Source organism: Desulfuromonas versatilis (genome assembly GCF_019704135.1).
GTDB lineage: Bacteria > Desulfobacterota > Desulfuromonadia > Desulfuromonadales > NIT-T3 > Desulfuromonas_A > Desulfuromonas_A versatilis.
The window spans coordinates 4,608,759-4,623,003 of record NZ_AP024355.1; the positions used below are offsets into that span (position 1 = coordinate 4,608,759).

Below are 14,245 nucleotides of genomic sequence, written 5' to 3' on the forward strand. Positions count from 1 at the left end.
AACCGGGCATCGCGGGAAAGGGGGCAGCAGGCCATGGGCGCGAAGATGACAGTCACGGGGAACCAGAGGGGGGCGGCGATGCTCACCGCGCTGCTGATGATGGCGATGCTCACCGCCAGCGGGGTCGCCGCAACCCGCACGACCCTCACGGAACTGCAGATTGCCGGAAACGAAAAGGTCAATTCCACAGCCTTCTACCAGGCGGAGGCGGGGATCGAGTACGGCCGCTGGATGGTTCAGAACGGTCTCGACAAGGAAGCGCTGACAGCACCGGACGAAACGCTGATCGATCTGGAGTCGATCGATGCCGATGACGAGGAGACCTACGTGCGCCTGAGCTTCGATCCACCGGACGAGTACAATTTCCGTGTCAATCTGGTCATCAGCGGCGACTATCCCGATAACGTCTTCGCGTTCAGCAGCACCGGTGAAGGCGCCCACGCTGCCAGCAGTACGGTATCCGCCTCGTTCGGGCGGGATGTGGCCAATGTTCTGACCTACGCCGCTTTCGGAAACAGCGGGGTCGATCTCAAGTCGAACGCGGCGGTCTACAGTTACACCTCCAGCTGCGGGGACACCCCCGTCTCCGATCCGAGCCCCACCGACTCCACCGGAGCCGGGGATATCGGGTCGAACGCTGAGGTCAGCATCAAGAACAACACCTTTATCGACGGCGATGTCGTCCTCGGGGCCTCGGATGACGGAACGACCGCCACCCTGAGTTCGACGGGGACCCCGACGGTCACCGGGGAAACCGGCGTGACCGTCGACCAGGTCGATCCCGACCCTCTCGGCGCCGCGGAGGGGGATCTGGCCGATACCTTTACAGCCGTGGCCGCCGACAATGACAACGCCGCGGCGGGGATTACCGGGACGGAACTCAGCCTCGCTTCGGCTTCCAGTTCCGCCAGTAAAAACAAATACTCCGACAGCTCGACCGCGTCCACCACCACATCCACCCTCACCCTCACTGCCGGCGATTACTATTTCACCGATATCACCCTGAACAACGGAGCGGAGCTGATTATCGACACCTCGGCGGGGGCGGTGAACATTTATCTGTCGGGGGGGCTCGAGGCCAAGAACGGCTCAGAGATCAACATCCAGGGGGATCCCTCCGATTTCACCATCTTCTCTGACAGTACCGATGCCCTCGTCTTCAAGCACGGCAGCGATTTCAAGGGGGTAATCTACGCTCCCTACGCCAAGGTCGAGATGAAGAACTCCGCCGATTTCTACGGGGCGATTTTCGCCGATGAGGTTCAGCTGCACTCCTCGGGCGAGATCTGGTACGACGAGTGCCTCGCAGCCGTGTACCAGAAGGTGAATTCGGAAATCACTCCGCTATCCTGGCGGCAGGACCAGTAATCGACATTACCTGCACCGGTTTTAACCAGAGTGGCAATTCAGGCGACCCCAAAATCGGGACCGAAGGGAAAGGCTGTTACGTATGATGTCCCGGTATTCTCCGCATCACATGACACCAGGCACCGTCATATTCAATGCGCAGTGGCCGAGCCATGGCTCAAACATACCGGACAAATCTTTCATGTCAAAACCCGACCTCTTCGCTGCCCTAAAGTAGACCCTTAACAGGTCGCTGAAGTACTCTTCCACTCCTCTGGGTTTCCTTCCAGGATGAGGTTTCAGGACGCTTTCAGCGGGTCAATTTAGGTATTTGGGCAATCTCGTTCTTTGGTTCTTGGTTTCTCGACCTCCGATTTCGGAGTTTTGCCCATTTTTTCGGGTTCCTGGGCAAACCCGTCCCCTTCTCATGCCGGGGAGGCCCTCAGAATGTTTCGCATTCGGACCAAGTTGTAGGCGGCGGCGACCAGGGTGAAGTGCCATCCTTCCCGGTCAGCCCCTCGGTACTTGGGTGAGCGGTAGTTGCCCACCGTTTTCATCCATCCGAAGATCTCTTCCACTCGCTTGCGGATGCGCTGGCTTACTTTGGATCCCTCATGCCGGGTGGTGCGGCCATCCATGGCGGAGGAGGCGCGGCTGGTATTATTCTGGGCAACATGGGGTGTCACCTTGCGCCCCTGCAGCGCTCCGAGGAACTCTTGGGTGTCGTAATTTTTATCGGCCCCCAAGGTGATGCGCTGCCTCTTGCCCTTTCCCCGGGCCACCTTCTTGACCATGGCCAGGGCGGCCTCGCGTTCGGCAGTCCCGTTGGCCGGGGTTACTGTCGCTTCGATAACCAAGGCTTTGCAATTCTCCATCAGCGCGGGGCCGATGTAATAAAGATCGGCTCCCTGGTGGCTACTTTTGCGGTAGAGCTTGGCCTCCGGATCGGTCACCGAGGCATGGGTTGCATTGGAGAGTTTCTCACCCTTGAAATCGCGCTCTTCGTTGCGACCGACCGGACCATCGGGCGGGCCGCATCATGAATATCGCCGATCAGTACGATGCCCTGCGGAGCAAAAGGCCCTACAAGCCCGCATTCGATCACCACAAAGCGCTGTCAATCATTACCCAGGGTGATGGTCGAACTTTGCCGCAACCTTTTTACCCAGAGGTTTTAACTGCCTTTGCCAGGGCGGAGGCGGCCTTTGCCGATATTTACGAGAGCCAAAAAGATTAGCCGGAGGGAGAAAGAGATTGGGGGCAAACAGCGAATACTCATCGGCGATGACCGCCAGGGAAACATCCAGATACTCGAAAATCGGGGGACACAATAGAATGGCGCTAGTTTAAGGGGTATTGACATGGGTGGCAGGGTGTCGCAGGATGCCCACGACACCGGCGCAGGGGCCGGTCGTATTCCCAAGGGGGCCGGTCATGAGCAAGAAAAGGGGCACGTACGTCTATTCGATGTTCTGGAACTGCGGGCTGATCGCCATCGGCTCGCTGATTCAGGCTATCGCCCTGAAATCGCTGGGCATCCCGTACAATTTCGTCCCCGGCGGCCTGTTCGGCGTCGGCTCGCTGATCTACTACAAGACCGGCTGGCTCGACCCGGGCTTGCTTTACCTGCTGCTGAACATTCCAATGTTCATCCTCGGCTACATCTTCATCTCCCGCCGTTTCCTGGGGTTCAGCGCCCTGGCCATGGGGTTGATCACCCTGTTCTACCAGCTGATCGATTTTCGTATAGCGATCGGCACCCAGCTCTACGCAGCACTGGTCTTCGGGGCGCTGCTCGGCACCGGGGCCGGGATGGTGCTACGCTCGCTGGGGTCCAATGGCGGGCTGGATGTGGCGGCGGTAATCCTCAACCAAAAGTTCAACATCGGCGTCGGCAAGGTCTACTTCGTCTTCAACCTGCTGCTGTTCTCCCTGAGCTTCGCCAGCCTCGACAACGACCTGGTTATCGCTTCGATGATTGCGGTCTTCGTCTGCTCGGTGGCGGTGGACTATGTCCTCAGCCTGTTCAACCAGCGCAAGATGGCCTTCATCATCTCGGAGAAGCCGGAGGAAATCGCCGGACAGGTGATGAACCACCTGAAGATCGGCACCACCATGCTGCCGGCCGTAGGGGCCTTTCGCAGGGAGCAGAAGACCGTGCTGATGGTGGTCATCAACAACATTCAGCTCAAAAGGCTCGAGGAGATCGTCTTCACCGCCGACAACTACGCTCTGTTCATCGTGGGAAATACCTTCAGCGTGCTCGGCTCGACCTTCTCACGGCGCAAGATCTACTGAGCGCCCCCTCCACCCCCCAGTCTTCCATTGCAAAACAGGGGGACATAAAACCAATTTCACCGCGAAAATAAGAATTATATCCCCCTATTCGGGGCGTTCTGGTTCAAGGGCCTTTCAGGTTCACTTCCATTACCGGGATTGCTCCCCCCAGCCTATTCCCCCGCCAGGTTCAGCCAGACCTGCGCCACGTCGAGCATGCGATTGGCGTAGCTCCACTCGTTGTCGAACCAGGCCATGAGCTTGAGCAGCCTGCCGACACTCACCCGGGTCTGGGTGCCGTCGACGATCGCCGAGCGCGGGTCGGTGTTGAAATCGACCGAGGCGTGGGGCTCTTCGGTGTAGCCCAGCAGCCCCTGCAGGGGCCCGGCCGCAGCTTCGCGGAACAGGGTGTTGACCGAGGCGGCATCGGTGGGCCGGCGCAGGTTGATGGCCAGATCCATCAGCGAGACATTGATGGTCGGCACACGCAGGTGCAGGCATTCGAAGCGCCCGCTCAGGGCCGGCATCATCTTGCCGATGCCCTGGTGCAGGCCGGTGTCGACGGGGACCATGGAGTGCATGGCGCTGCGGGTCAGACGCAGGTCCGTGTGGTGATAGCTGTCGATCACCGGCTGGTCGTTCATCGCCGAATGGATGGTGGTGGTGACGCCATTCTCGATGCCGTAATGCCGCTCGAGCAGGTCGAGGATGGGCACGATGCAGTTGGTGGTGCAGGAGGCGCTGGAGACGATCCGGTGCCCGGGCTGCAGGTCCCCGCTGTTGAACCCGTGGACGATGGTCGCGTCCACCTCGGCATCGGCAGGCTGGGAAAACAGCAGGCGGCGCGCGCCGCTGGCCAGGTGGCGTTCGGCGGTGGCGCGATCGGTGAAGGTGCCGGTGCATTCCAGAACCAGGTCGACGTCCAGCTCTTTCCAGGGCAGATTCTCGGGGTCCTGCTCGTTCAGGGCCCGGATGCGGTCGCCGTTGATCAGCAGGTGACTGCCGTCGTTGGCCACGGCCACCGGGAAGCGGCCATGAGTGGTGTCGTAACGGGTCAGGTAGGTCAGGGTGTCGAGGTCGGAGAGTTCGTTGATCGCCACCACCTGCAGCTCGCTGTGGCGGGGGTCGACATAGAGTGCCCGCAGGACGCTTTGCCCGATGCGGCCATAGCCGTTGATGGCGATCCGGTGTTTCTTCGGGAGTCTGGACATGGCAGTTCCGGAGGATGGGGGATAAACATTCTGCACCGAGGCAGGCGAATCACCTGAGCGCTCGATTGTCTCCCTCTCCGGCAGGATTGTCAACCGGGGCGGTGTGCCTGCAGGCGAGGAAAATCCACCGCGCCTGCAGGTGGGTGGTGAGGTGTGCCGGCCAGGCCCTATCGATCCGGCAACCGGGGGTGAACTCTTCAGCGAACGACGAAACCGTACTTGGTAAGAATTTTGGCAGCCTCGTCGGCGGCGAGATATTCCAGGAAGGCGACCGCTTCGGGGTTCTTCGCCCCCGCCTGGGTGAGACCGACGGGATAAGTGACCTCGTCGTAAAGCCCCTGGGGAACCTCCAGCAGGATCACCGCCTCCTTGGCCAGCAGCGCATCGGTCCGGTAGACGAACGCCCCGTCGGTCTCCCCGCGGTCGGCGTAGACCAGCGCCTGGCGAACATCCTGGGCCATCACCAGTCTGTCCCCCAGCCGATCATAAAGGCCGGCCGCCTTGAGTGCCTGCTCGGCATACTGCCCCGCCGGCACGCTCCTGGGGCTGCCGATGGCGATACGCCCGAGCCTGGCGAGATCCTCAAGGCTGGCGACGGCGAGCCCCTTTCTGCCGACAAAGACCAGGGAATTAAAGGCCAGATTCCTGACCTGCCCCGGGGCAATGCTCCCCTGCTCCACCAGGTAGCTCATCCACTTGGGATTGGCGGATATGAAGATGTCCGCCGGCGCCCCCTGGGCGATCTGTTTGGCGAGCGCCCCCGATGAGCCGAAATTGGGGAGAAAAGAGGCCCCGGCGGCCTTAATCCGATAGCTGGCGATGAGTTCATTGACCGCGTCGGTCATGCTCGCCGCCACCGAAAGGCGGACCTCGGCGGCGCAGACGGGGGTCGTCAGGACCAGGCAGAGCAGCAGCGCAGGAAGGAGAGAACGCATGACCCGTTTCCTTTCTCTGAAGGATGGAGAGACCGTGGCACGGCTGCCGTAGCCTGAAACGGGGTGTTGCCGGCGTCTTTGGCGGAAAGCATCCCTTGGCAACAGCACCATGCTGCCATGGGTTCGCCAACTTTTCCAAGGAAATTATCGCGGATCGGCCCTGCCCGGCAATCTCCGGGAAGGGCCCGAGGGGCTGCGCATCCCGGCCTGTGGCCGGTCAGTTCACCCCTTCGGCAGCGACCTCGTCCCTGGCCAGCTGGAGATATTCGATCAGCTCGGGAGCCCGCAGCGGGCCGCCGTCGTAGACCACCTGGAAGTCGCGATCGAGGATCAGAATTCGGGGGATCATGAACACGTTGTAGCTCTTGCGTACCTGGCCGTCATCGAGAATGGCTTCGGGCACGGCCAGATGGTCGGGGTTGGCCAGAACCTCGCGGACCGCCTCTTCGGTATCCTGGTGGAAGACTTCAATGTAGCCGATGTTGTTCTCTGCGAGATAGTCATGGATCTTGTTGATCTGGATCGATTGCCCCATGCACCCGGGACACCAAGTGGCACCGAGGTTAAGCAAAAAGGCGTCACCTTGCTGCTCGTAGAGCCGAAAAGGCTCGCCGTCGATATTTTCCACCAGGATGTCCGGGGCCGGGTCTCCCTGCTGGAACCCCAGCGCCCCCAGCGGCAGCAGCGTTACCATCAGCCACCCCATCATCGCCGCCTGAATCAACTGTTTCATTGCGCCATCCCCTTCCCTGCTGGTGCACCGAGGCCAGCAACCCCTTACCCTCCCTATTCAATTCTGGTGCCAGGATTTTCTGCCGAACTTTTGACAGGGGATTTTCGGACCGCTTGGAAACCCAAACAGCCCAAGCCCCCGGCTGCGCGCGGGAACTTGGGCTGTCGGTGGTTGAGCTGGCCGCCAGGGCGCTAGTCGATGGGCGCGACGTCTACCGATACCTGCAGTTTGTGCTGGCCGCCGCCGAAGGCGACCCCCTTGAGCGGGGTGACGTCGGCAAAATCGCGTCCCCAGGCGACGGTAATATGCTGCTCGCGGGGGATCTGGTTGTTGGTGGGATCGAAATCGAGCCAGCCGAGATCCGGCAGATAGACCGAGAACCAGGCATGGGAGGCGTCGGCACCGACCAGCCGCGGAGCCCCGGGCGGCGGCAGGGTTTCGATATAGCCGCTGACGTAGCGGGCGGCCAGCCCCACGGAGCGCAGGCAGCCGATGGCGAAATGGGCAAAATCCTGGCAGACGCCGCGGCGATGGGCGATGACCTCGGAGAGCGGGGTGGCGATGGTGGTGAAGCCGGGGGAGTAGGTGAAATCCCGATGGATGCGTTGCATCAGGTTGCTGACCGCCTCGACCAGCGGCCGCCCCGCGGTGAAAGAATCCTGGGCGTAATCCAGCATCTCCCCGTCGGCGATGACCACGGGCGAGTCGAGGGTGTACTGCAGGGCATCGAAAGATTCGGGGGTGTGATCGCTGCGCAGGCGCTCGCGGACCGTTTCCCAGGCCATCTCATTACCGAAGGCGAACAGATTCTGCTCGGCGGTGATCGCAACCTCGCTGGTGGCGGTCACCACCATCCGCTCATGGGAAGACTGGATGGCGAAATAGGCCACCCGGTTGCCGAAAAAATCGAGGCGTTCGCGGTAGTCGACGGGGGGCGGATCGATGCGCAGCACGCTCGACAGGCACTTCTGGCCCGGCAGCTGCCGCGGCTGCAGCCGTGCTTCGTTGTGACAGAGGCCCGCCCAATCGCTGTAGAGGTATTCGGTTGTATGCACCACGCGGTAGTTCACAGCTCCTCCTCCAGCCGCACCGGAGCCAGCAGGTGCGGGCCCTGGGCGTGGCTGAAATAGGTCTGGGTGAGGGCGTTGGAGAGGTCGCAGAGCAACTCCGACACTGCGGAGAGCAGCTGGTCCAGTTCGCTGTAGATACCGGTTGGATCGTCCGCCGGGGCCAGCCTGGCGGGCTCGGCGAGGCGCACCCGGGTATAGGCTTCGAGGATCAGCCGCTGATCCCGGCCGATCTGCGAGCGGCCCTTTTCCCGAGGCAGCCGGTTGATATGATAGTGCAGCTTGCGCAGCTGATAGCTCAGGGCGCGCGGGTGCTTTTCGTCGAGCAGCAGCAGTTCGAGCACCCTGGGCGTCTGGGCATAGGAGCGGTAGCGGCGCCGGAAGGTCATCAGGCTTTCGGTGGTGGCCAGCACCGCCTCCAGGATCTTGCTGGCCACCGCCCCCCGCTGCTGCGGTACCAGGGTGGCGCGCAGCAGGGCGATCGACTGCAGCGAGCGCTCCAGGCGGCGGCCGATGTCGAGCAGCAGCCAGCCGGGATCGTGGGCCATGCTCTCGGTGGTCAGGCCGCTAAAGGCAACCAGCTTCATGATCAGCTGGTCGAGACAGTCCTGCAGCAATCCGTTGCTGTCGGCCTGGAGGGTGGCGACGGCCTGTTTCCACTCCTGCTGAATGTCATCGACCACATGCCAGGCGTCGGTGGACCAGAGATCCCTGGCGGTGTAAGCGGCGCGCCCGAAGGAGTGCAGGGTGGCCGGCAGGCTGCCGGCGCGCTGGGCATTGAAGAGCAGGGACTGGAGCTCCGGCAGGGGGTTTTTCAGCTTGGCCTCGGCCTCCTTGCCGACGAAGCCCGGATAGCTGGAGGTCACGTGGGTCAGCCCCCGCAGCAGGTGCCCCAGGCACACGGCGTCATTGGGGTCTTCGTATTCCAGCGAGGCATCGAGCCGGGCCAGCACTGTGCGCAGCAGGCGCGCGGTGCTCTCCGCCCGTTCGGCGTAGCGCCCCACCCAGAACAGGTTGTCGGCCGAGCGGCTCGGCAGCGGGCCGGTAAGCGGTTCGAAGGAGGAGGCGCCTTCGGTCAGCTGGCCGGGGTCCACCTGCGGTTCGGGTTCGGCGGCAAGCACCCAGGTGTCCTTGCTGACCCCGCCGGCGCGGCCGGAGACGGCGAGGGTCCCCTTCTGCAGGGCGATGCGGGTCAGCCCCCCGGGCATCACATGGTAGCCCTGCTCACCTGCCACCAGGAAGCTGCGCAGAATGGCATGGCGGGGCTCGATGCCGCCATCGACCAGGGTCGGCGCCGTGGAAAAGGTCACCCGCTCCTGGCCGACGTACATGTGCGGCTTGGCCAGGATGCGCTCGCGCCACAGCGCGCGACCGGCCTGGTCGAGCCTGGCCCCAAAGACCGCGTAGCGGCCGGCTGTGCGGTGGATCATCTTGATCACCAGCTTGTCGATGTTCTCTAGGACGAAGTCGCGCTCCCGCGGCTGCCCGCACCACCAGGTGGCGACGGAGGGAAGCCGCAGATCCTGGCCGAAAAAATACCGGGCGATAGCAGGCAGAAACGGCAGCAGGCCGGGGTTCTCGAGGATGCTGCTGCCGATCGGGTTGGCGATAGCCACATGGCCGCGGCGGGCGGCTTCGACCAGGCCGGGAATCCCCAGCAGCGAATCGGTGCGCAGCTCCAGCGGATCGCAGTACGAATCGTTGACGCGGCGCAGAATAACGTCGACCTGCTGCAGCCCCTCGAGCGACTTCAGCCAGACGCGGCCGTCGCGCACCGTGAGATCATCCCCCTGGGCCAGCGGGTAACCCAGATAGGCCGCCAGATAGGCGTGCTCGAAGTAGGTTTCGTTGAGCGGCCCCGGGGTCAGCACCACCACCCGCGGGTCGTCCTTGTGGTGAGGAGCGATGCGCGCCAGCCCCGCCCGCAGCTCCTGGAAAAAGGCCGCGAGCCGGTGCACCTGACAGTCGCGGAACAGGCTGGGCAGGATGCGGGTCATCACGGTGCGGTTTTCCAGGGCATAGCCGGCCCCGCTGGGCGCCTGGGTGCTGTCCTCGAGCACCCACATGCGTCCGTCGGGGCCCCGCGCGAGGTTGGCCGCATAGACGATGAGATTGCGCTGCTCGGGGCTCAGCATGCCGACGCCGGCACGCTGGAAGCCGGGATGGCCGTAGACCAGCTCCATGGGCAGCAAGCCGCTTTTGATCAGCTGCTGAGGACCGTAGAGATCGGCCAGCACCAGGTTGAGCAGCTGCGCCCGCTGGTTGAGGCCGGCCTCGATCTCGGTCCATTCGTCGCTGCTGATCAGCAGCGGCACCGGGTCGAGCTGCCAGGGGCGCGAGATCCCCTGGGATTCGTCGAAGACGTTGTAGGTGACGCCGTTTTCCCGCAGCAGCCGCTGGGCCTCCTGGCGGCGGCGCTCCAGCCCTTTGCTGCCGAGAGCCTCGATCCCCCGCAGCAGCTGCTCCCAGTGGGGCAGCAACTGCCCCCGGGCGGCGTGCATTTCATCGTAGGTGCCCAGCCGGGTGGCGTAGAATTGGTCGCCGGTTTTTCTTTCGATCAGATTCGGCATCTTGCGTGCGTGAGGTCCTGTCGCGATCAAGAGGCTGGGTGAGGCAGCAGATGCATTATCGGCTGGGGCCGCGCCGTAAATCAAGGGTATAAGGAAACTCTTCGCCGGGCTCCTCAGGCGGCGGCGCCATCGGCCCCGGGGGGCTGCCCTGGGGAACAAATTTGCCGAGTTCGGCCAGAGCGGGCGGCGGCTGGATCGGGCCCGGGGTGTGGCCATACTCCCAGAAGCGTGAAATACGCCGGGATTCGGCCTCGTAGGCGTTGACCGGAAAGACATCGTAGCTGCGGCCTCCGGGGTGGGAGACGTGGTAGGTGCAGCCGCCGATGGAACGGCCGTTCCAGGTGTCGACGACATCGAACACCACCGGCGAGTGGGGCTTGATCGTCGGGTGCAGCGCCGAAGGCGGCTGCCAGGCCCGGTAGCGGATGCCGGCCACATATTCGCCCCTGCGCCCGGTGCTGCGCAGCGGCAGGCGCCGGCCGTTGCAGGTGATGAGGTGGCGGCTCTCGGTGAGGCCGGTCACCCGCAGCTGCAGGCGCTCCACCGAGGAATCGACGAAGCGGGCGGTGCCGAGGTTGGAGACCTCCTCGCCCAGCACGTGCCAGGGCTCGATGGCAAAACGCAGCTCGAGCTCCAGGTTGTCGACCCGCACCGTGCCGTAGTGGGGAAAGCGGAATTCGAAAAACGGCTCGAGCCACTCGAGCTGGAAGGGGTAGCCGGCGCGCTGCAGGTCGGCGGCCACCTCCTGCAGGTCCTCGCGCACGTAGTGGGGCAGCAGAAAGCGGTCATGCAGTTCGGTCCCCCAGCGCACCAGGGGATGCTTGTAGGGCTGCTTCCAGAACCAGGCGATCAGCGTGCGCAGCAGCAGCGTCTGCACCAGGCTCATGCGGGCGTGGGGGGGCATCTCGAAGGCCCGCAGCTCGACCAGGCCGAGCCGCCCGGTGGTGCTGTCGGGGGAATAGAGCTTGTCGATGCAGAATTCGGCGCGGTGGGTGTTGCCGGTGATGTCGACCAGCAGGTTGCGCAGCAGCCGGTCGACCAGCCAGGGTGCCGGCACCTCTCCCTCGGGCATCTGCTGGAAGGCGATCTCCAGCTCGTAGAGGATGTCGTCGCGCCCCTCGTCGACCCGCGGGGCCTGGCTGGTGGGGCCGATGAACATTCCGGAGAACAGGTAGGAGAGCCCCGGATGATGCTGCCAGTAGGTGATCAGGCTGCGCAGCAGGTCGGGGCGGCGCAGCACCGGGCTGTCCGCCGGGGTGGCGGCGCCGATGGTGATGTGGTTGCCGCCGCCGGTGCCGGTGTGGCGGCCGTCGAGCATGAACTTCTCCGTGCCCAGGCGGCTGAGCCGGGCCTGTTCGTAGAGAGTGGTGGTGGTGCGCTCCAGCTCACGCCAGCTGGCTGCCGGGTGGATGTTGACCTCGATGACCCCAGGGTCGGGGGTGACCAGCAACCGCTCGATGCGCCAGTCGCGGGGCGCCTCGTACCCCTCGATGACCACCGGCAGGTCGAGCTCTTCGGCGCTCGCCTCGATGCTGGCGACCAGGTCGAGATAGTGCTCGAGCATCCCCAGCGGCGGCAAAAAGACATGCAGCCGGCCCTCGCGGGCCTCGATGCAGACCGCGGTATGGGGCACCTCGACCGGGTCGCCCGAGGCCGGCTCATCGGCCCGCGGCGGCTCCTGGTCGACCGGCTCGGGCGGCTCGATATGGCTGTAGCGCCGGGCCACTTCGCCGTGGGCGTCGCCGAGCTCGGGCAGCGGCCCGAACAGGTCGTGCTGCGCCTGGGTTTCGCGCTTCTCCGGGGCCACCCAGGGAAGCGAGTCGAGGGGCAGGCGCATTCCCATGGCCGAGTTGCCCGGGATCAGGAACATCTGGCCGCGGCGAAACTCCCAGGGTCCGCTCTGCCACCGTTGGCGGTTGAAATCCCATTTCAGCGGCAGGGCGAAGCCGGTCGGCTCGCCCATCCCCTTGTCCAGCAGCTGGGCGAGATAACGCCGCTCCAGCGGGTCCTTCAGGTCGGCCTTGAGCGGGTCGACATTGTGCGGCAGCGTCCCTTCCTTCCACAGGTAGTAGAAAAGATCCTCGTAGCCGGCGGTCAGGTGGCGGGGGTTGACGCCGAGGCGCCGCGCCAGTTGGCCGGCGAAGCGCCGGGCCTGCTCGCCGCCAACCCCGTAATCGCGGGTGATGTCGGCCAGCAGCCTGGGGTTGCGCCACAGCGGGGCGCCGTCCTTGCGCCAGAAGCAGGCGTAGGACCAGCGCGGCAGGGGCTCGCCCGGGTACCATTTGCCCTGGCCGAAGTGCAGCAGGCCACCGGGGCCGAACACCTCGCGCAGCCGCAGGATCAGATCGTAGGCCAGCTTGCGCTTGTGGGGGCCGTCGGCGCGGGTGGTCCATTCGGGCCCTTCCATGTCGTCGATGGAGACGAAGGTCGGCTCGCCCCCCATGGTCAGGCGCACGTCGCCGGCGGCCAGGTCCTCGTCCACCTGCTGGCCAAGGGCATCGATCAGCGCCCACTGGTCATCGCTGTAGGGCTTGGTGACCCGCGGGTCCTCGTGAATCCGCTGCACGCTATTGGAAAACTCGAAGCGGACCTCGGTTTTTTCCGTCGCCCCGCTCACCGGGGCGGCACTCGCCGGATGGGGGGTGCAGGCCAGGGGAATATGCCCCTCGCCGGCGAACAGTCCCGAGGTCGGATCGAGCCCGACCCAGCCGGCCCCGGGGACGAAGACCTCGGCCCAGGCATGCAGGTCGGTGAAATCGGCCTCCGGGCCTGAGGGGCCGTCGAGGGATTTTTCATCCGCCGTCAGCTGCACCAGGTAGCCGGAGACGAAGCGGGCGGCAAGCCCCAGGTGGCGCAGGATCTGCACCAGCAGCCACCCCGAATCCCGGCAGGAGCCGACGGCCCGCCCGAGAGTCTCCTCGCAGCTCTGCACCCCCGGCTCGAGGCGCACCGAATACTGCACGTGTTTCCACACCTCGCGGTTGATCTCGACCAGAAAGTCGACCGTCCCTTTTTCCGAGCGATCGACCTTGGCCAGCCACTGGCGCAGCAGCGGGCCCTCCTCCTCGATCTCGAAGTAGGGCGCGAGTTCTTTGCGCAGCTGCGGGTCGTAGGCAAAGGGAAATTTCTCGGCCGACTCTTCGATGAAAAAGTCAAAGGGGTTGATGACGGTCATGTCCGCCACCACCTCTACCTCGATGCGCAGCTCCCGGGTCTTCTCCGGAAAGACCACCCGGGCCAGGTAGTTGCCGAATGGGTCCTGCTGCCAGTTGAGAAAATGTTGCTCCGGGTGAATCCGCAGGGAGTAGCCCTTGATCGGGGTCCGCGAGTGCGGCGCCGGCCGCAGCCGAAACACGTGGGGCGAGAGTCCGACGGGGCGGTCAAACTTGTAGCAGGTGAGATGGTTGCAGGCGATGCGGATGGTCATGTCTTCTCTCTCCCCGGGCGGCCGCCCTGGCTGGATGATGCGGATCATGAAGGGCCGGTTTCGAAAAGCAGATTTTTAATTATAACGTGAAAAACGCCGGCCATCAGAGCGACGGCCGGCGTTTTCGCATTTTTCACCCAGGCGGTTGACCGCGCCGGGGTTACTTCTTCAGAGCGGCCAGGGCCTCGTCGGCGCTCTGGTCGTAGCGTTTGCGCTCGGCCTCGGCCAGATCCTTCAGCCCCTGGTCGATCTGGGGGTATTTCAGGGCGAGGATGCGCGCCGCCATGATCGCGGCGTTGCGCGAGCCGTCGATGGCCACGGTGGCCACCGGCACCCCGGGGGGCATCTGCACCGTGGAAAGCAGGCTGTCCCAGCCGCTCAGGGGGCCGTTGCCGAGCGGCAGGCCGATGACCGGCAGGCGGGTGTGGCCGGCGATGACCCCGGCCAGGTGGGCGGCGACCCCGGCGCAGCCGATCAGCACCTCCACCCCCTCCTTGTGGGCGCGGTCGAGGTAGGCCAGCACCTTGTCCGGGGTGCGGTGCGCCGAGGCGACCACGATTTCACTGGGGATGCCCAGCTCGTCGAGGGTCTCGCGGACCTTGACCACCTTGGGCAGATCGTTGGGGCTGCCGGTGAGAATCCCCACCAGGGTTTTGTCGAATGCTTGTTGACTCATGG

At 64.3% G+C, this 14,245-nt stretch carries 11 protein-coding genes; 3 read left to right on the top strand and 8 right to left on the bottom strand.

Annotated features, from left to right (window positions below):
• Positions 1-33 precede the first annotated feature (33 nt).
• A complete protein-coding gene (locus DESUT3_RS20625; RefSeq protein WP_221250380.1) occupies positions 34-1,368 on the top strand; it encodes a pilus assembly PilX family protein in 1,335 nt (444 codons plus the stop codon).
• 404 nt (positions 1,369-1,772) lie between these two features.
• On the opposite strand, the gene DESUT3_RS20630 is transcribed toward DESUT3_RS20625, so the two are convergent.
• Positions 1,773-2,300, bottom strand: a complete 528-nt coding sequence (locus tag DESUT3_RS20630) for a transposase (RefSeq protein ID WP_221250381.1) — start codon at positions 2,298-2,300, stop codon at positions 1,773-1,775.
• An 86-nt stretch (positions 2,301-2,386) separates the two neighbouring features.
• Between DESUT3_RS20630 and DESUT3_RS20635 the strand changes: the two genes are divergently transcribed.
• Both DESUT3_RS20635 and DESUT3_RS20640 read left to right on the top strand, forming a co-directional pair.
• Positions 2,387-2,584: a hypothetical protein gene (locus tag DESUT3_RS20635; RefSeq protein ID WP_221250382.1), complete on the top strand. Its 198-nt coding sequence runs from the start codon at positions 2,387-2,389 to the stop codon at positions 2,582-2,584.
• Between the two features lie 197 nt (positions 2,585-2,781).
• Positions 2,782-3,645 carry a YitT family protein gene (locus tag DESUT3_RS20640; protein ID WP_221250383.1) on the top strand — a complete coding sequence of 288 codons (864 nt, stop codon included), beginning with the start codon at positions 2,782-2,784 and terminating at the stop codon, positions 3,643-3,645.
• A 152-nt stretch (positions 3,646-3,797) separates the two neighbouring features.
• Here the strand turns inward: DESUT3_RS20640 and DESUT3_RS20645 are convergent, their stop codons facing one another.
• From DESUT3_RS20645 to purE, 7 genes are all read right to left on the bottom strand, one after another.
• The gene (locus tag DESUT3_RS20645; RefSeq protein ID WP_221250384.1) at positions 3,798-4,835 is read right to left on the bottom strand and encodes a type I glyceraldehyde-3-phosphate dehydrogenase; all 1,038 of its coding nucleotides are present in this window, start codon (positions 4,833-4,835) and stop codon (positions 3,798-3,800) included.
• A gap of 197 nt (positions 4,836-5,032) precedes the next feature.
• Positions 5,033-5,770 carry a molybdate ABC transporter substrate-binding protein gene (gene modA / locus DESUT3_RS20650; RefSeq protein WP_221250385.1) on the bottom strand — a complete coding sequence of 246 codons (738 nt, stop codon included), beginning with the start codon at positions 5,768-5,770 and terminating at the stop codon, positions 5,033-5,035.
• A 217-nt stretch (positions 5,771-5,987) separates the two neighbouring features.
• Positions 5,988-6,503: a TlpA family protein disulfide reductase gene (locus DESUT3_RS20655; protein ID WP_221250386.1), complete on the bottom strand. Its 516-nt coding sequence runs from the start codon at positions 6,501-6,503 to the stop codon at positions 5,988-5,990.
• A gap of 191 nt (positions 6,504-6,694) precedes the next feature.
• Positions 6,695-7,573, bottom strand: coding sequence for a transglutaminase family protein (locus DESUT3_RS20660; protein WP_221250387.1), 879 nt, complete (start codon positions 7,571-7,573; stop codon positions 6,695-6,697).
• Entirely contained in the window at positions 7,570-10,140 is a 2,571-nt protein-coding gene (locus DESUT3_RS20665) for a circularly permuted type 2 ATP-grasp protein (protein WP_221250388.1), read from the bottom strand. The genes DESUT3_RS20660 and DESUT3_RS20665 overlap by 4 nt, the downstream gene beginning before the upstream one ends.
• Before the next feature lie 55 nt (positions 10,141-10,195).
• Positions 10,196-13,567, bottom strand: a complete 3,372-nt coding sequence (locus DESUT3_RS20670; protein WP_221250389.1) for a transglutaminase family protein — start codon at positions 13,565-13,567, stop codon at positions 10,196-10,198.
• A gap of 160 nt (positions 13,568-13,727) precedes the next feature.
• Complete coding sequence (gene purE, locus DESUT3_RS20675) at positions 13,728-14,243, bottom strand: 5-(carboxyamino)imidazole ribonucleotide mutase (protein ID WP_221250390.1); 516 nt, start codon at positions 14,241-14,243, stop codon at positions 13,728-13,730.
• Positions 14,244-14,245: the final 2 nt, after the last annotated feature.